The sequence below is a fragment of the Bacillus sp. SD075 genome, from assembly GCF_017355165.1.
Taxonomy (GTDB): Bacteria; Bacillota; Bacilli; order Bacillales; family DSM-1321; genus Peribacillus.
Genome location: NZ_JADILK010000007.1, coordinates 103,356 through 122,490, shown reverse-complemented (window position 1 = coordinate 122,490; position 19,135 = coordinate 103,356). Strand labels below are relative to the sequence as shown.

At 41.9% G+C, this 19,135-nt stretch carries 15 protein-coding genes; all 15 read right to left on the bottom strand.

Going from position 1 to position 19,135, the window contains the following annotated elements; genetic code table 11:
• Positions 1-201: 201 nt before the first annotated feature.
• Entirely contained in the window at positions 202-1,383 is a 1,182-nt protein-coding gene (locus IOC57_RS07960; protein WP_207438211.1) for an ABC transporter substrate-binding protein, read from the bottom strand.
• 22 nt (positions 1,384-1,405) lie between these two features.
• Positions 1,406-2,113: an ABC transporter ATP-binding protein gene (locus tag IOC57_RS07955; protein WP_207438210.1), complete on the bottom strand. Its 708-nt coding sequence runs from the start codon at positions 2,111-2,113 to the stop codon at positions 1,406-1,408.
• On the bottom strand, positions 2,106-2,876 hold the full coding sequence (locus IOC57_RS07950; protein WP_396020783.1) for an ABC transporter ATP-binding protein: 771 nt from the start codon (positions 2,874-2,876) through the stop codon (positions 2,106-2,108). The genes IOC57_RS07955 and IOC57_RS07950 overlap by 8 nt, the downstream gene beginning before the upstream one ends.
• Positions 2,873-3,868: a branched-chain amino acid ABC transporter permease gene (locus IOC57_RS07945; protein WP_207438208.1), complete on the bottom strand. Its 996-nt coding sequence runs from the start codon at positions 3,866-3,868 to the stop codon at positions 2,873-2,875. The genes IOC57_RS07950 and IOC57_RS07945 overlap by 4 nt, the downstream gene beginning before the upstream one ends.
• A gap of 1 nt (position 3,869) precedes the next feature.
• Positions 3,870-4,733, bottom strand: coding sequence for a branched-chain amino acid ABC transporter permease (locus tag IOC57_RS07940; protein WP_207438207.1), 864 nt, complete (start codon positions 4,731-4,733; stop codon positions 3,870-3,872).
• A 707-nt stretch (positions 4,734-5,440) separates the two neighbouring features.
• Complete coding sequence (locus tag IOC57_RS07935; protein WP_286184625.1) at positions 5,441-7,138, bottom strand: sigma-54 interaction domain-containing protein; 1,698 nt, start codon at positions 7,136-7,138, stop codon at positions 5,441-5,443.
• 366 nt (positions 7,139-7,504) lie between these two features.
• Complete coding sequence (locus tag IOC57_RS07930; RefSeq protein WP_207438206.1) at positions 7,505-7,906, bottom strand: MaoC/PaaZ C-terminal domain-containing protein; 402 nt, start codon at positions 7,904-7,906, stop codon at positions 7,505-7,507.
• Positions 7,903-8,355 carry a MaoC family dehydratase N-terminal domain-containing protein gene (locus IOC57_RS07925; protein ID WP_207438205.1) on the bottom strand — a complete coding sequence of 151 codons (453 nt, stop codon included), beginning with the start codon at positions 8,353-8,355 and terminating at the stop codon, positions 7,903-7,905. The genes IOC57_RS07930 and IOC57_RS07925 overlap by 4 nt, the downstream gene beginning before the upstream one ends.
• An 18-nt stretch (positions 8,356-8,373) precedes the next feature.
• Positions 8,374-9,138, bottom strand: a complete 765-nt coding sequence (locus tag IOC57_RS07920; protein WP_207438204.1) for an SDR family oxidoreductase — start codon at positions 9,136-9,138, stop codon at positions 8,374-8,376.
• 20 nt (positions 9,139-9,158) lie between these two features.
• The gene (locus IOC57_RS07915) at positions 9,159-10,334 is read right to left on the bottom strand and encodes an acyl-CoA dehydrogenase family protein (protein WP_207438203.1); all 1,176 of its coding nucleotides are present in this window, start codon (positions 10,332-10,334) and stop codon (positions 9,159-9,161) included.
• 26 nt (positions 10,335-10,360) lie between these two features.
• On the bottom strand, positions 10,361-11,512 hold the full coding sequence (locus IOC57_RS07910) for an acyl-CoA dehydrogenase family protein (RefSeq protein ID WP_207438202.1): 1,152 nt from the start codon (positions 11,510-11,512) through the stop codon (positions 10,361-10,363).
• A 39-nt stretch (positions 11,513-11,551) separates the two neighbouring features.
• Complete coding sequence (locus IOC57_RS07905; RefSeq protein WP_207438201.1) at positions 11,552-13,153, bottom strand: long-chain-fatty-acid--CoA ligase; 1,602 nt, start codon at positions 13,151-13,153, stop codon at positions 11,552-11,554.
• 335 nt (positions 13,154-13,488) lie between these two features.
• Complete coding sequence (gene parC / locus IOC57_RS07900; RefSeq protein ID WP_207438200.1) at positions 13,489-15,933, bottom strand: DNA topoisomerase IV subunit A; 2,445 nt, start codon at positions 15,931-15,933, stop codon at positions 13,489-13,491.
• Entirely contained in the window at positions 15,923-17,887 is a 1,965-nt protein-coding gene (gene parE, locus IOC57_RS07895; RefSeq protein WP_396020784.1) for a DNA topoisomerase IV subunit B, read from the bottom strand. The genes parC and parE overlap by 11 nt, the downstream gene beginning before the upstream one ends.
• Positions 17,888-18,281: 394 nt before the next feature.
• Positions 18,282-18,692 carry a CoA-binding protein gene (locus IOC57_RS07890; RefSeq protein WP_207438199.1) on the bottom strand — a complete coding sequence of 137 codons (411 nt, stop codon included), beginning with the start codon at positions 18,690-18,692 and terminating at the stop codon, positions 18,282-18,284.
• Positions 18,693-19,135: the final 443 nt, after the last annotated feature.

The following is a 19,135-nucleotide window of genomic DNA, read 5'->3' as shown; positions in this document are numbered from 1 at the left end:
CCATAGCCGTTTACTGCGTGTATCAATACTATACCCAAAGGAGCCTACTATTTTTGGTGATTTTGCAACCCAAGATTTTTTCAACAATAAAAAACGTGCACCGTCACCTATAATCAGGAACGATACACGTACAAGTAATATAACAAAATGTCAAACTAGTTTACTACACCAGACCCGGAACACATGCAACCCTTTACCCAGTTAACGGACAGGGACTACTTTCCCGTTTTCTACTGCACCTACGACAATATCTGATGCAAATCCTCCATTTTCATCAATCGAGGGAATATCGTATATTTTTTGGTCTTGCCCTATATTTGAAAGTCCATCTTGCATATGTTTACGAATGGCCTTGGCATCATCAACGCTGCCTGCAGATTTCATCGCTTCCACAAACGCATACATGGCGATATAATTCAAACCTACTTCGGAGCTAGGATCTTCCTTATAGTTTTTTTGATATTTCTCAACGAAAGCAGGCACTGCTTCTTCATCTGAGTCCATCAGTGGCAGGACGCCAATCGAACCTTCCAATGTTTCATATGACCCTGCAATCGGCTTCATTTGATCCAACTTTGCTTGATCCATGATGATGAAACCGCCTTTAAATCCTAGCTCCCGGGCTTGCTTCGCTACTTTTGCCGTAGGTTCCGAAGCACCACCGATGAATAGCACATCAGGATCTTTTTTCAAGGCATTCGTGACAATCGTAAAGAAATCGGTTTCTTTGGCGAAATCAATAGAGGAATTATAAACGACATTTCCGCCTTGCTTTTCCCAATATGGGAGCACCGCTTCCGTCCAGTCTTTACCGTATTGAGAAGAGGTCGGCAAAGCGGCAATTTTTTGGCCGAAATGTTCCATTGCATATGTTGTAAAAGGTTCGATATACCCCTCGTAATTCGGTGGAATTCGAACAGTTAATGAATTGCCGCTATCGGTCACTGTCGGTTCACTCGTATATGCACCAATGATGAATTCCTCTTGTTCATTAAAAACCTGAAGTGCCAGCACACCTCCGCTATGAGGCGTGAATATGATAGGCGTATCATATTCCTGAATTAATCTTTTAGCATTCGCCCCTGTTTCATTAGGTAAGTATTTATCATCCAACGATACTAAATTCAGCGTGTATTTCTTTCCATCTACTTCAAATCCACCAGCATCGTTAATTTCATTGACGGCCATTTCGACCCCATTCAATGTCCGTTTCCCATATAACGCTGCTGCCCCGCTTAAAGGACCGCTAAAACCGATGTTAACGACATTTTCACCTTTTCCTTTACTGCCACTGTTTGACACAGGGCTATCCCCTTTATTGCACCCGGCCAAAACAGTGATCATTAGCAGGAGAAAGACAAATAATACTTTCAGTTTTTTCATAAAAATCCCCCATTCAATTTTTTCAGGCTCCAATATACGCTTTCCTTACTTCATCATTGGCTAATAACTCACTTGCTGTCCCTTGAACGACAATTTCCCCATTTTCAAAAACGTACCCTTTATCTGCAATGCTGAGGGCAGCATTCGCGTTTTGTTCAGCAAGCAGTACCGTGATTCCTTCGCGGTTTATTTCTTCAATGACTTGAAACATTTGTTCGACAATTAGTGGAGCGAGTCCCACCGAAGGCTCATCAAGCATCAACAATTTCGGTTTCGACATCAAAGCCCTTCCAATCGCGAGCATTTGCTGTTGGCCGCCGCTCAGGCTTCCCGCTTCATCATGATGCTTTTCTTTTAAGATCGGGAATAAGTGATAGACGTATTCCAATGTATCCTTGATCTCCGCTTTCTTCTTTCGATGCACATAAGCACCCATCCTCAGATTTTCCTGGACGGTCATCTGTGGAAACAGTTTACGTCCTTCGGCACACTGGACGATTCCCTCCCGAACATTCTTATCCGGGGGCCGGCCCCCTATAGGCACGCCCAGAAAATGAATTTCCCCCTTGGTAAGCTTACTGATTCCGCTTATGGAACGAAAAGTCGTGCTTTTGCCTGCCCCATTAGCTCCTAACAAAACAACGATCTCTCCCTTGGCAACTTCGATATTCACATGTTTTACCGCAGTGAAACTCCCATAATTTACGGCGACATCGGTTAACTTAAGCACTGGCACTACCTCCCAAATAGGCTTTAATCACCGCTTCATTTCCGCGGATTTCCTTAGGCGTGCCTTCGGCAATTTTTTCTCCGTAATTAAGCACCATGATGTGATCCGCCAAGTTCATGATCATATGCATTTTGTGTTCGATTAAACAAACGGTCAGTCCTGATCGATTTAATTTTTTAATCAGTTCTGTCAAGCCCTCCGTTTCATCCGGGTTGATACCTGCAGCAGGTTCATCAAGAAAGATAATTTCCGGTTCCGTCGCTAGGGCAAGGGCAATGGCTGTCCGTTTCTTTTCCTCCTGTGAGATGCTGGAGACCATTCTGTCAGCGGATTCCGTCAATCCAACTATTTCAAGCACCTCCATTGCCTTATCCCTGCATGCCGCTTCTTCCCGTTTTAATCGTTTTGTCCGTAGAATCGCATCCCCCAAATTGGATTTGGTTCGCAGTCTATGTCCGACAATAACATTATCCAACACCGTCGATTGATCAAAAAGGCTTGTCGTTTGAAAGGTCCTTGAAATTCCAAGCCCCGCTATTTCATTGGCAGGCAGCTTGGTGATATCAATCCCTTTAAAAAGGACCGTCCCTGAAGTTGGTCGATGAAAGCCACTGATCAAGTTGAAAAAAGTGGATTTCCCTGCACCATTTGGTCCGATAATTGCATTGATTCTACCTTTTTCAATCGTAAAATCCACATGATTGACGGCCGCCAATCCACCAAACCGCTTTGTCAAATTCTTTGTTTCGATAAGCAAATTCATCCCTCCTCCGCTTTTATGTGCATTTCATTTTTCACACCGGACAGTTCATTATCTTTTCGCTTTCTTTGCCAATCAAAGAAGGCCCCTGCGATTCCTCGCGGATAAAAGATGATGATCACCGTAAGCAATGGCCCGAATATCAACATTCGATATTCTTGAAGGAATTGCAGATTTTGAGAAAGGATTACTAGCAGTAATGTTCCGACCAACGGACCTGAAAGTGTCCCGATTCCACCAACCAATAAATACATCAATAGATCGAACATTATGGCAGTTGATCCGATCTCAGGTCCAATGAAACGGATGAATGACGCATACAATGCACCTGCCATACCTGCAAAGAATGTAGATAGCACAAATGCTGTTAACTTATTCTTCATTGTGGATATACCTATCGTTTGTGCAAGGTCCTCACTGTTTCTGATGGCCATGTACGTCCTGCCGGTCAATGAGCGGATAATACGATACACGATTAAAATCACTGCAAGCAGAAAAATTAGGACTAGATAATATTGAGAAGCTGCCGTATCGAATGTGATCGGGCCTATATTCCCAGGAGCAGGGATACCGATCAATCCCCTAACCCCCTCTGTAAGCCCCTCCCATTTATCGATGACCAGATATATGATATACCCCACACATAGAGTATAAATCGCGAAAAAGTGTTCCTTTGTCCTTAGCGCAATCAATCCGATTAAAAACCCAATTGCACATGTGATTAAACATGCACATACAAGTGCCAGCCAAAAGTTCATTCCCGCTTTTACCGTCAGCAGTCCAAGTGAATAGGCTCCAATGGCAAAAAATCCAGCATGTGCAAGCGAGAGATATCCGGTATACCCTGATAATAAATTGATTCCATAAACAGCTATCGCCCAGATGAATGAAAGTGTCAGTATATGGAGATAATAGTCGTTTTGCGCGATAAAGGGGAATGAAAAAGCAAAGATGATAAGAGCAGTAATCGCATTTCTTTTCGTAAGTATCCTCACGCTACCTCTCCCCCTTGGTAAAAAGACCTGTTGGTTTCACTGTTAATATTACGACTAAAAGAAGGAATGCAATGATGTCTTTATAATCATTTGAAATATAAGTTGCGCCCAGGCTCTCACTGAAACCTAGAATATATCCGCCTACGATCGCCCCCGGGATGCTCCCCATTCCGCCCAATATGATAATGACGAATGCTTTTAAGATGACCAAATGCCCCATACCAGGAAAAACAAGGTTAATCGGTGATGCAAGGGAAGAGGCGATGGCTGCTAATCCACCCGATATCATGAAGGTGAGCATTGCTACTTTATTAATGTTGATTCCCACTAATGACGCACCTTCACGGCTTTGGGACATCGCTATTATCGTTGAACCGGTATAAGTTTTCTTTAAGAAAAGGTATAGTAAAACCATCACTGCGATAGCTGACACGATGATCAATAATCGCTGAAGTGTAAACGTCAGGCCCATGATATTGACCACTTGGCCGTATGGAGAAGTCATTGTATGGAAATCGGCACCCCAGACAAATTGGGCAAAAGCTTCAAGAAAAAGGAGAATTCCGATTGCGGCGATCTTATCATGCAATGGAGGTGCCTCCCTTAACAGGCGGAACACGAAACGTTCCAAAAGGACTCCCAACAAGCCAACAACGATAATGGATACGAACATGGCAATCCAGTAATTGACCCCATATAATGTCATCATTGACAACGTGATATATCCACCCAACATATATAGGGCACCGTGGGCAAAGTTCGGGATATGCAAAATACCATATACTAGAGTCAATCCCAGGGCAACAAGACTATATACGCTGCCAATCGTCAAACCATTAAAAAGCTGCTGGATCAAAATTTCCATTTACTTCCTCCTTGAAAATTATTGAATTTCACTTTGTTTTCTGTCCCTGGCCTACAATCCTGTCCATCTTTTGAAAGCACAGATCCGAAAACTCTTTCACTTTTCCCCCATAGGTTCAACCTCTCCCGTGAGGAAAAGTAATTTAATCGATCAATTAAATAGGAACTGTTTGTTTTATCTCCCTATTTTTTCCTCACAGTGATAGCTAAGGAGTAGCTGATAAACCCTCGGATTGTTGTTAGCGCTTTCATTTTAATGACCACTTAATTCAATTGGATATCATCATAGTTTCATTGACTCTACTTAAGGATTAAGTGGTATGTTGACAAGCATATGCTGTTATTAGGGATAGCCAATGAATCCGTCTTCTCTTGTTTTACCCATAGTAATCGTCTCTTTCGTTCCCCCCTTTCAACTCGCACCTTCTATAGGAAGATTATTCCGTAGATTAATTTCCTGTTTATAAATGCAAGTGCCGTGCCAAACATTAAATCACCGTCAATAAAGCTATTCACCAGTCTGTGAATTCATTATTGAATTATAAAAACCAAAAGTATCGGTTCCATACGGGATATCCTTCATTCACTATTGACTGAAAAAATCATTTCTGAATTAATTAAAGGATTCCGTTTACCTATACAATGGGCTAATAAAGACATTAGCAAAACAAGGGGATTACCAATAAATGGTTAATCCCCTTGTTTTTCCTATTCTTTTCCACTGACCTTTAATCGATATTTTTTAAGTTTCCTCACTATTGTTGCCTGACTGGAATCAAGGGCTTCTGCGATTTCATATGTAGTTTGGTACGTTTGAGCCGCTTTCGTCAAGATTTCCTTTTCGGCTCTTTCCACGGCTTCTTTTAAAGTTAGGGTAGCATTGAGGTTCGGCTGATACCGATTTTCCGGCTGATATTCTTCCGGAAGGTCACTTATCGATAATATTTGATTATCCGTCAGCACGACGAGCCTTTCCACTATATTAATCAATTCACGGACATTTCCAGGCCAATCATGTTGATAAAAATATTCCTTTAACCTCGAATCTATTTCTTTTGAAAATTTATATTGTTCATTTGCCTTTGATAAAAATAAGTCAGTCAATGCCAAGATATCCTCCCTTCTTTCCCTTAAAGGAGGAATCGTAATCGGGATGACATTCAGCCTATAAAAGAGGTCTTCACGAAAATCACCCGATTTGACCATTTCCGATAGATTTCGGTTCGTGGCTGCTATAATGCGAACATCGATTTTCTTTGGCTTTGTACCTCCTATTCTTTGAATCTCCCTTTCCTGAAGGGCACGAAGCAGCTTCACTTGAAGTTGCAGGGGAAGCTCACCGACTTCATCCAGGAATAAGATACCACTCTCTGCCAGCTCAAACATCCCTGGTTTGCCTTTTTGATTGGCTCCGGTAAATGCCCCTCCTTCATATCCAAAGAGCTCGGATTCCAATAAATCAGCGGGAATTGCCCCACAATTTATTTTGATGAAATCTCCTTTTTTAGATCGGATACTCCGATTATAAATATTGCGGGCAAGGACATCCTTTCCAACACCCGTTTCTCCCAGAATGAGTACAGTCGCATCAATATCCGATATTCTTTCAGCAATTTCATAAATCATTTTCATTTTGTCACTGACAAATACGACTCCATCCTTGCTTGTTATCTTCCGCAGTTTTTCAATCTCCTGCTTATATTGATTATTCAATTCATTAACTTTCGTCAACTCATGCATCAGTTCATTTAAATCAGATAAATCCCTTATATTCGTAACGACTTGCTCTATTTCCCCTTCTGCATTAAAAACGGGACTTCCTGTAATCAATGTTTCCTTTCCAGCAAAATTATCCTGTACGACTGATACCGTTCGTCTCAGCTTCACTACCTTATGCGTCACCGATGCATTCAAGATGCCGCGTTTAATCAATTGGTCCACCGATTTGCCGATATAATACTCTTTTGGTATGCCAGTGATCCGTTCAATTGCCGAATTGGTATAAAGCGTGATTCCATCTTGATCGGTGATGTATATTCCATCATAGGAATTTTCGATAATGGCATCCAGTGCGCGATTCAATTTATCCGTTTCATGCGCATCAATCAATAAATCGTCCAAAAATTCTGTTTCACTACCTATATATAGAATATTGTCAGCATCCATTTGTTTCATTAATAAAAATAAATACCGCTTATTATGCAGCCTTGCAGCTGCAAGCCTTTTATTATCGAGAAATTGCCATTCATCGAATTGTTCGGTTAGTGTATTATTACCATCCTGACTTAACGATTGATTAAAATAGATGCCCCAATCCTTTATCCGATTTGCAGAATCCACGACTAGTGCAGGAAAGGTCGAGTCTTTGAGCACATTAATCTGAGAATCCTGTTTCACTTGATCCATTACTATTCACCGCCGCAAAAAGAATTCTTTTTAAGTACAATTCTGGATAACTTTCAAAACTCCTTTAAAATTGTCGAATTTCGCTCCTAAAAAAAAGTAGTGATGAAATAGTTTTCATCACTACAGACTTTGGATAATTAAAAAAAGAAGATCAGTTTGCCTACAGTTTTTCCTTAAAATAATTCGAGTCGATTTCAGAAACCCGCTTCCTTTTCGCCGGCTGTCTGCCAAACCGCATCAAAACAGGTGTCTGTGGGTCTTGACAAGCAAGTTATTCGCAGGAGTGTCGCGAATTTCTTCAATCTAGTGGGGGTTTCATAGAACAGTAAAATACCTTTTTAAAGATTCATGGTTTGGACGAGACCATCAGTAAGTCTTAAAAATAACCTCTCCGCTGATCGCTTCCTTACCTGACTGATTAGTGGCCGCTACATTGAAAAAATATCTATTCCCCGTTTTTTCTTTTAGATCCGCTTGAAGAGTTATGACATCATTCAAGAAAACCATACCTTTGAAACGAATCTTGTATTCTTCGATAAAACCAATTTCATAAAGATTACTAAAAAGTTTTGCAAGGTTTCCCATCGTCCACATTCCATGTGCGATGATACCGGGAAGGCCAGCATTTTTTGCTTCCTCATCAATCGTATGAATGGGATTGAAATCACCCGATGCCCCGGCATATTTAATGAGGTCCAATCGCGTTACAGGTGCAAGCTGGATTGAATGTAACGAGTCACCAATATGAAGTTCGGTTAATGTCGTCACTTACTCATCACCATCCTTCTGATCGTTTCATTTATTATGACAAGCTGTTCAGCAGTGAAGACAATTTCCCCATTTGCATCCGTCCCATAATTTTCAAAGGCTAGAAATCCCATTTCCCCTTGTTTCCCTTTTTTCTCATAATAGTCTTTCACTTCCGTATAACAGGTAATTTCTTCCCCTACCTTCAGCGGCCTATTATAGCGATATATCTGCTCACCGTGAATCAACCCTTTTTTCGGGAGATTTAAGCTTTCAATCGTCCCAAAATCAAAGACCCTTGGGAAAGTTGGTGGAGCGATATTCGTTCCGTACCTTGATTGCCTGCCTATTTCTTCATCAATGAAAATCGGGTGGGGATCGCCAATCGATAATGCGAATTTTTTAACGGCTCCCCGTTCAACTATATTTTTAACGGGGGTGGATCGTTTTCCAATACTTTCGTTGAACATAACATCCCGCCTTTTCCCTTAATTTTTTGGACCGCCCGCAACATATAAAACCTGCCCACTAATGAATGAGGAAGCTTCATCGGCAAAGAATGCAACAGCATGAGCAATATCACTTGGCAAACCGCTTCTGGCAACAGGAATACTGTTTGCCCTATCCTGGATGAATTGCTCAAAACTCACTCCCACCCGCCTAGCTGTTTCTTTCGTCATTTCGGTTTCGATAAAACCTGGTGCGACCGAATTAGCCGTTATCCCAAATTTCCCAAGTTCAATCGCTAGTGTTTTTGTTAACCCTTGAAGCCCAGCTTTAGCAGCTGAATAATTAGCCTGCCCGCGGTTCCCTAGGGCCGAAGTGGATGATATATTGATGATTCTTCCATATTTATTTGCCACCATATGCTTCTGGGCGGCACGTACTGCATTAAAAGTACCTCTTAAATGCACATCCATTACCGTCTGCCAATCTGAATCGGTCATTTTAAAAAGTAGATTATCCCGGATGACCCCAGCATTATTCACGAGAATATCAAGCGAACCGAATGTGTCGGCTATTTCTTTTATGGATGCTTCCACCTCTTCGGAATTGACCACATTGGCCACTTTGGTAAAAATGGTATAACCCTTATCCCTTAATTCATTTCCAGTTGATGTCAAAGCCTCTTCGTTGATATCGATAATCGCTACGTTTGCTCCCTCACTGGCAAATAGTTCCACGATCGCCCGGCCAATTCCTCTGCTTCCACCGGTAACTAAAGCTGTTTTCCCTTTAAATCTCCCTGTCATAATCGTTTCCTCCTAATCTATTATAAGAATTGCCCTAATTTAACATGCCCCTTAATCAAATTTCGGGAAATGATCATACGCTGTATTTCATCCGTACCATCATAAATCCTCCAAAGCCTCGCCTCGCGATACCAACGTTCGATGGGAAGCTCCTTCGTATATCCCATGCCACCGTGTATCTGCAATACACGATCAACGACCCGATTCCCCATATTGGCTCCATAAAGTTTAGCCATTGAAGCTAAATGGCGATTGTCTTCTCCATTATCAAGTGTAAATGCCGCATTCAATACGAGCCACCTTGCAGCTTCGATCTCTACAGCCGAATCAGCTATCTGCCATTGAATGGCCTGGCGCTCTGCGATTGGTTTACCGAATGTGACTCGTTCTTTAGCGTATTCTATAGCCATTTGCAGCAATCTTTCTGCAGAACCGACAGCGCGTGCGCCCACTATCCATCTTGCAAAACCAATCCATTCCAAGCCAAGTTTATAACCGCCATGCACTTCCCCTAAAATGTTTTCTTCGGGTACCCTGACATTATCAAAAACTAAACCGGCCGGTCCCCATTCTCCCATCGTATTGATATACTCTGATCTCCAGCCCATATTACGGTCTACGATGAAACAGGTTACCCCTTCCGTTCCAGTTGCTTGATGACGTTCTTTGTCCGTAACAGCAATGACCATGACGAAATCGGCATCATTTCCCCCTGTAATGAAAGTTTTTTCACCGTTAAGCACCCATTCGTTCCCTTCTTTTACTGCCGTCATTTTAATATTTCGCGTATCGGACCCAGCCCCCGGCTCCGTCATGGCAAAACAGGACTTTTTCTCACCATTAATCGTAGGGATCAGATATTTCTGTTTCTGTTCTTCATTTGCATAATAAAGTATGTTATCAGCCGAACCTCCAAAGCTGAATGGTACAAACGTTTTTGATACTTCCATCAAGACAATTGCCATCATAAGCTGCCCTAAGTCTGCCCCGCCAAATTCCTCCGGAGTATTGATGCCCCAAAACCCAGCATTTTTTGCTTTTTCCTGTAAATCTTTCAATGTCCCCTCTGGCAAACTAGGTTTTCCTGCCATTTCATTGCGAAGCACTTCATTTTCTAAGGGAATCAATTCATTTTCCACGAATTTGCGTATTGTTTTTTGTACCATTTTTTGTTCATCTGATAGTCGTAAATCCATTTTACTCCCTCCGCTTTCCAATTAGACTAGTTTTGATATTTTCTCTTCAATTGTCCGGTAATGATATTTTTTTGAATTTCGGATGTGCCTTCATATATTCTAGTGATTCGGGCATCCCGATAGAAACGTTCAACTGGGTAATCCTTCATGTATCCCATCCCGCCATGAATCTGAACGGCCTTATCAGCGACACGATTATATACTTCCGAACCATACAACTTAAGCATGGCCGCTTCTTTAATGATTTTTTCTTTCTGATCGACCATCCATGCAACCCGGTATGTGAATGAACGAAGTGCTTCTATTTCCATTGCCATCTCGGCAATCATATGGGATACGGCTTGATGATCAATGATCGGGACATTGAATTGTTCACGTTCTGTTGCATATTTGGTAGATAGATCTAGCAGGTATTGACAGGACCCCAAATTACGTGCAGCAAGGCCTGCCCTGCCATTTGCTAGGATCTTCAATGCATTTACATACCCTTGCCCGACGTCCCCCAGTACATTTTCAGCCGGGACTTCGCAATCTTCAAAAACCAATTCGGCCGAATGTGAGCCTCGAAGCCCCATCTTCCTTTCCAGGCTACCAACTCTAAAACCCGTAAAATCCTTTTCTACTATGAATGAGGTGATTCCTTTCGCCCCTTTATCTTTGTCCGTTACGGCCATAACCGTAAAAATATCTGCTACATCTGCATTCGTTATATAATGCTTAGTCCCATTTAGAATATATTTATCGCCTTTTTTGACAGCCGTCATCTTGAGATTCGTAGCATGGGACCCCGCTGCAGGCTCAGTTAAAGCAAAAGCGCCGATTCTATTACCGCTTGCCATATCCGGTAGATATTTTTCCTTTTGCATTTCATTGCCCATTTCAACTATCCCTACCGTCCCTATACCGGTGTGAGCCCCAATCAGAGTGGTATATCCATTATGTGTTTTGCCGATTTCCTCATATAAAGCACATTTTCCCACCATCCCGATTCCGAGCCCGCCGTACCTTTCCGGGATACTAAGACCGAATAGCCCGATTTCCTTCGATAAATTAATAATGGATTCCGGGATATGATCTTCGTCCTCTATCTGCATGGAAAATGGATCGATTTGCTCTTCGATAAACTGGCGTATATTTTCTTTTAATAACAGTATGTCTTCATCTAAGCGAAAGTCCATTTGCATTCCCCTTTATTTGCTAATTGGTTGTTAACGCTTTCATATTTTATCCGAATATGCGATATGTTTTTCTTGAAGTTTGCGTTTTAAGATCTTACCGACCGCCGTCTTCGGAAGTTCACTTTCAAATGTGATTGCTTTTGGGACTTTAAAGGCAGCTAGCTGCTTTCGGCAATAATCCTTCAATTCGTTTTCAGTTATCCTTTCACTTGGTTTTAGAACTACCGCAGCATGTACCGTTTCACCGCGATATTGATCGGGAATGCCAAAGACGGCAGCTTCCAGAACCTTAGGATGACTGTATAAAGTATCTTCAATTTCAATTGGATAAATATTGAATCCACCTGCGATGATCATCTCTTTCTTCCGTCCCACAATGTAAAAGAAGCCATCTTCATCCATCTTGGCAATATCACCGGTATGCAGCCAACCGTTTTGAATCGTCTGCTGCGTCTCTTCAGGCATGCCCCAATAACCTTTCATTACCTGTGGCCCCTTTATGACCAATTCACCTGGTGTATCGACCAAGAGGGCTGGCTCCCCTGTAATACTGTCAATTATGGCGGCATCAGTATTTTGTATCGGAATCCCGATACTTCCTGGTTTTTGCAGGCCGCTAACTGGATTCCGGTGCGTGACTGGTGACGCCTCGGACAGTCCATAGCCCTCTGCAATCTTTGTTCCACTCAATTCGTTAAACCTTGACAATACATTCAATGGCAATGGTGACGAACCCGAAACGCAAGATTTCAATGTATGCAAATCAAATGGATGGGACTGGTAATATTGTAATAAAGCAATATACATCGTCGGGACCCCCGGAAAAATAGTCGGTTTAATATTATTGATTAAATCGACTATCTCCGTCACCTCAAACCGGGATACAAGAATTAATTCCCCTCCATTATAAAAGGTCAGGTTCATCCCTGAAGTCATGCCGTACACATGGAATAATGGGGAAACGCCAAGTACCCTTTCCTTCCCCTTTTGGGTATTGATTCTTGAAGTGGCTCCACTTTGCAGCGTATTGGCTACGATATTTCGATGGGTTAGCATCGCCCCTTTAGAACGCCCTGTCGTTCCTCCAGTATATTGGAGGACGGCGATATCCTCGGCAGGTTCGATCTCCACCTTGAAATCCGCCTCTGTTACTGATAGTAGCTTTTTTGTCATTTCACATTTGCCCTTTTCCAGCGACACGCTCAGCACCTTTGCAACATCGGTTTCAGCTATAACGGCTTCAACTATTGGCAATAAATCAGCGAGCACAATAATGTGCCTTGCACCTGAATCTTTCAGGACATGTATTAATTCGTTCGCTTTATACATTGGATTGATTTGGACAACAATGGCTCCATTCAAAAGAGTTCCAAAAAACCCAATTGGATATTGGGGACAATTAGGAAGCATAAGAGCCACACGATCTCCCTTTCTAATTCCTTCATCAGCAAGCAAGCGGGCGCATCTTTTCACTAACTTCCCCAACTCTGAATATGTATACCTTTGCTCCTTGAACGTAACCGCTGTTTTATCAGAATATTGTTCGACTGATTGATAAAATAGTTCTGTCAAAGACATATCAGGAATGTCAATCTCTATTGGATTTCCTTTCGGGATATGCTTTTTCCAAGGTCTATCCATTGGTCCTCCCCTTTCTTCATTCAAAAAAATAAAGAAGTCATACTAACAATATGCAAGGAGTGTGCCAAAAATAAATCGTTATATTACCTTGACTTAATTAATGGTAAAATTCAAATTTGAATTATTTGTTGCTCTCTTAATCATATTAGGTTCATAATACTAGGATTTAAATTTAACTCAATAAGTCATTTTTGAATTAAAGGAATACTTTCATAAAACAACTGACCTTGTAGTGCGGGGTTTGTGGGGATTATTTTCTTAAAGGATCTAACTGGTCATTTATCGGAAAATAAAACGGGATGCTGTTCAAGATCAGCATCCCGTTCAAAAATGATTCACTGCTCTATGGCGGAGTCATCTTCCAATGATATTTTCCATAATTCTTTCGCTTTTCCACTAACCGTTTCATCAAAAACAAATGATCCATTCGTATATCGATCATGATTTTTTAATGAAGCGGCATGAATCGTTTCAATGGTTCCCTTTTCAGAAAGAATGAATAAACTGTCGGTTTTGTTAATAATATCGAAACCAATGACCCTATGAGGATTCGACTTCAATTCCCTCAAGACCACGACACCGCGTTTTGCCCGGCTCGTTTTTTCAAACTCGGTTAATTTCATTTTCTTTACGGCTCCGCGCTGTGTAACGATAAAGATCGATGCTTTACTATCCTTGGCCAAAACCTTTCCGCCAATGACATAGTCATTTTCTTTCAAATTAATCCCTTTGACACCTGCTGCACGGACACCGACAACACTTACTTCTTCTTCATCAAACCATAAACCATAGCCGTTATGAGTGACTAGGAAAAGGTCAGCCTGGCCATCGGTATGATGGACATCGACCAATTCATCGTCGCCTTTTAAATTGACACCAACCAGCGGTTTTGAATGACGCTGGGCTTTATAGGAAGCTAATTCTGTCTTTTTCACCATACCATTTTTCGTGATGAACACTAAGAATTCCGGCAGGGTAAAATCTTTGATTGGAATCGCTTTGATGATTTGCTCTTCCCTGTCGATGGGAATGATGTTAGCGATATGCTGACCGGTTTCCTTCCAGCGAATATCAGGAAGCTGATGAACTGGACAATAGAGGTAGTTTCCTTTGGATGTGAACAGCAACAGAACATCTGTTGTATTCATCTCCAGCCTCTGGAGCAGACGATCGGAATCTTTCATGCCAAAATCAAGACCGCCTGATGCTGCATAAGATCGTAAAGATGTCCGTTTGACATAGCCTTCTTTCGTCACGGTAACCATTACGTCTTCACTCGCAATCAAGACTTCAAGATTGATTTTGATTTCTTCAATTTCTTTTTCGATTTTGGAACGCCGTCCGTCATCAAAGCCCTTTTTAATGAATCGAAGTTCTTTTTTAATTACTTGAAGAAGAACTTTTTCACTGCCAAGAATCTTTGTCAATTCCTCAATTTTGTTCTTCAATTCCGCTGCCTCTGCTTCAAGTGCTGTAATATCCGTATTCGTCAGCCTATATAACTGCAAGGAGACAATGGCTTCAGCTTGCGCTTCAGTAAAAGCAAATTTAGCAATAAGGTTATCTTTAGCATTCCGTTTGTCTTTAGATGCCCGGATGACAGCGATGACTTCATCTAATATGGATAAAGCCTTCACTAAACCATCGACGATATGTGCCCTGTCATGAGCTTTTTGCAGCTCATAACGTGAACGGTTCACGATTACCTCTTTACGATGTTCGATATATGCATCGAGCATTTTTGGCAGGCTCATCAATGTTGGCCGTTTTTTATAAATCGCGACCATATTGAAATTGTATGCAATTTGCAGATCGGAATTTTTGTATAAGTAATGCAAGACCCCATTTGCATCTGCTTCTTTTTTCAGTTCGATGACAATTCGCAGTCCTGTACGGTCGGTTTCATCCCTTACTTCGGCGATACCTTCCACTTTCCGGTCTAGACGGAACTCATCCATTTTCTTAACAAGGTTGGCTTTATTGACTTCATATGGGATTTCAGTGATGACGATTTGCTGTTTGCCGCCCCGAATCGTTTCCACTTCCGCCAACCCGCGAATGATTATTTTCCCTTTACCCGTTTCATAGGCTTTACGAATGCCTTCAATTCCTTGAATGATACCGCCAGTAGGAAAATCCGGCCCTTTAATGACCGTCATTAAATCAGCGACTGTCGCCTCCGGCTTATCGATTCGCATAATGGCAGCATCAATGACTTCACCTAGTTGATGTGGCGGGATTTCAGTGGCATAGCCTGCTGAAATTCCTGTAGAGCCGTTTACAAGCAGGTTAGGGAACATTGCAGGCAATACAATGGGTTCTTCTGAAGTATCATCAAAGTTCGGTACAAAATCGACCGTCCTTTTTTCAATATCACGCAGCATCTCGGAGGCAATCGATGAAAGCCTTGCTTCCGTATAACGCATCGCAGCAGGCGGATCACCATCAATACTACCATTGTTTCCGTGCATTTGGACCATGACCTTCCGCAGTTTCCAGTCTTGGCTCATCCTAACCATTGCCTCATAAACGGATGAATCTCCGTGAGGGTGGTAGTTACCAATTACATTACCGACCGTTTTTGCGGATTTCCTAAATCCTTTTTCTTGAGTATTTCCTTCGACATGCATCGCATACAATATCCTGCGCTGTACTGGTTTTAAACCGTCCCTTGCATCTGGCAGTGCCCGATCTTGGATAATATATTTACTATAACGCCCGAAACGGTCACCAATTACCTCTTCAAGCGGCAAATCTCGAAATGTTTCTTCAAATACCATCGTTATTGACCTCCTCTTCAATCGACATATTTTCATTATCTAAAATATTCGATTCCTCTTCGAGACCAAAAGCGACATTGGCTTCAATCCACTTACGACGCGGTTCAACCTTATCTCCCATCAACGTTGTCACACGTCTTTCCGCACGGGCACCGTCATCGATCTTCACACGTATCAATGTCCTTGTTTCCGGGTTCATGGTGGTATCCCATAATTGATCGGCATTCATCTCACCCAGCCCTTTATAGCGCTGAATCATATAGCCTTTCCCTACCTTGTCTATCGCTCCCTGAAGTTCCTCGTCGCTCCAAGCATATTCAATGACTTCTTTCTTCCCGGTCCCTTTACTCACTTTATATAAAGGGGGCAAGGCAATGTAAACCTTTCCTGACTCTATTAACGGCTTCATATAGCGATAAAAGAAAGTCAGCAGCAGCACTTGGATATGCGCCCCATCCGTATCGGCATCTGTCATGATAATCACTTTATCATAGTTGGTGTCCGGCGTATTGAACTCCGCCCCGACCCCTCCGCCGATGGCATGGATGATCGTATTTATTTCCTCGTTCTTAAAAATATCCGCTAGTTTTGCCTTTTCCGTATTGATAACTTTACCGCGTAATGGCAGGACTGCTTGGAAACGGCGATCGCGCCCTTGTTTAGCGGATCCCCCAGCAGAGTCCCCTTCTACAAGATATAATTCATTCCGTTCGGGATTTTTCGATTGAGCCGGTGTTAATTTCCCGGAAAGAATGGCATCGGATTTTTTTCGTTTCTTCCCGCTTCTTGCATCCTCACGGGCTTTGCGCGCCGCTTCCCTTGCTTGGAAAGCTTTGATCGCTTTTTTAACCAATAGGGTACTCGTGGTCGGATCTTCTTCAAAAAAGTAGGCTAAGTGCTCTGATACGATGGAATCGACTGCAGAACGGGCTTCACTTGTTCCTAGCTTGCTCTTGGTTTGTCCTTCGAATTGAAGAAGTTCTTCAGGGATACGTACAGAAATGATTGAAGACAAGCCTTCACGTATATCGGTACCTTCGAGGTTTTTATCTTTTTCCTTCAATAGCCCCATTTTTCTGGCATAATCATTAAATGCCCGTGTCATGGCCGTTTTTGCGCCAATCTCATGGGTACCTCCGTCTTTCGTTCTAACGTTATTTACGAAGCTTAAAATATTTTCTGAATAACCATCATTGAATTGAAAGGCGAGATCTACTTCTATCCCATTTTGTTCGCCTTCCAAGCTGACTACACTATGAAGCGTCTCTTTTTCTTCATTCAAGTAATCCACAAACGCCTCAATTCCATTTTCATAGTGAAAAGTTTCGTTATGGTCGTTACGTTCATCCGTCAATTCTATCTTCATGCCTTTTAAAAGAAAAGCTGATTCACGAAGACGTTCACATAGGATATCATAATTAAAAGTCGTCACCGAAAATATCTTCGGATCCGGCTTGAAGTGGATTTTGGTCCCCGCTTGATTGGTTTTACCGATTTTCTCCAGAGTGGTTTCTGGCTTTCCGCCATTGAAAAAACGTTGTTCGTAAATGAATCCGTCCCTTTTGATCGTCACGACAAGCCATTCGGACAACGCGTTAACGACCGAAGCACCGACTCCATGGAGGCCTCCACTCGTTTTATATCCGCCTTGTCCAAATTTACCTCCAGCATGAAGAATCGTTAAAATGACTTCAGGCGTCGGTTTACCCAATTTATGCATGCCAATAGGCATTCCACGCCCTTTATCTGACACACTTACACTGTTATCTTTATGTATTTTCACACTAATTTGGTCTCCATATCCTGCCAAAGCCTCATCTACGGAGTTATCTACAATCTCGTACACTAAATGATGAAGTCCGCGTGCATCAGTACTGCCGATATACATACCGGGACGTTTTCTGACCGCTTCGAGTCCTTCCAGTACCTGAATTGCATCATCATTGTACTCGATTGTTTTTACTTTCTTTGCCACAGAAATTCCCCTTTCCTTACTAAACACAATTTCCGGGCCAAATCATACTGCAATGAAATGACTCACTAGCTTAACAAATACATTCATACGTTAATATCATATAAAAAGTATAATACTTTCGCGAAAAAAGAACAAGTGTTCTATTTTTTTCGTCCCTTTTATTAGCATTAGCTCTTTGATTGGAACAAGAAAACGTATCATAGCTACCATTCTAATTGTAGCGGTAAATTTTCATTTGGCAAATATACTTTTACGATTTTAATCAAAATGTTCTTAAATCGGTGGATATTCCCACCGCTTAGGACATGGTCGATACCCTCAAGCTGAAACCAGTGATGCCTTTAAAAAAGAGCGGAAGTCCGCTCTTTTGACATTACTTCGTAAGGGCGTGTTCGACTTTAATGCATCGATCCATGATGACAGTATAACCTTTTTCCTTCAAGAAATTATAGGCTTCCTCATTTTCCACACCCAGCTGCGCCCAAAAGATATCCGCATCAATGTCCGCAAACTCTTTGGCAATCTCCGGAAGGAACTCTGAGCGGCGAAACACATTGACGATATCGACGTGGCCTTCAATATCTTGAAGGGCTTTCACGGCCTTGACGCCCAATACTTCGGATACGGCAGGGTTAACCGGGACGATCTCATATCCGCTGTCCTGCATCGCCTTGGATACCATATAAGACGTCCGCTCGGGGTTATTCGATAAACCGACTACAGCGATCCGCTTCGCTTTTTTTAGCATTTGGCCCATTTCCGCTCTGCTTGGATTTTCTATCATTCTTACCAATCCCCTCTATTTATAAAATGTAATATTTGCATAAAAAGTATTCTTAACAAGGATATTTTACAAAGACAAGCTGATATTACCATTATTAAGAAAAACAATTATACAAGAAAAAATAAATTTCGAAAAGGTATGACTCCCTGGCCTGCCTATATGTTCATCCAGCCTACCACGTATTGGGGGACTTTATATAAGCAGGCTTCCTACCATTTTATATTTACGAAAATAAGAAAATCTAAACCTTTTGCCTTGCTTCAACTTAAACCTATATCAAAAGATGCATATTCATCAAGGAAAATTCATTTTTCAGTGGATTTTTTTCGGACAGCCGTACCATTTTGTCACGAAAATGTTACAATAAGAGATGCTTATCACGCAGTTTAAGGCTGTTTTTAGCTATTTCTTTCAAAATGGTAACAATCAGCCGCTTAAACATG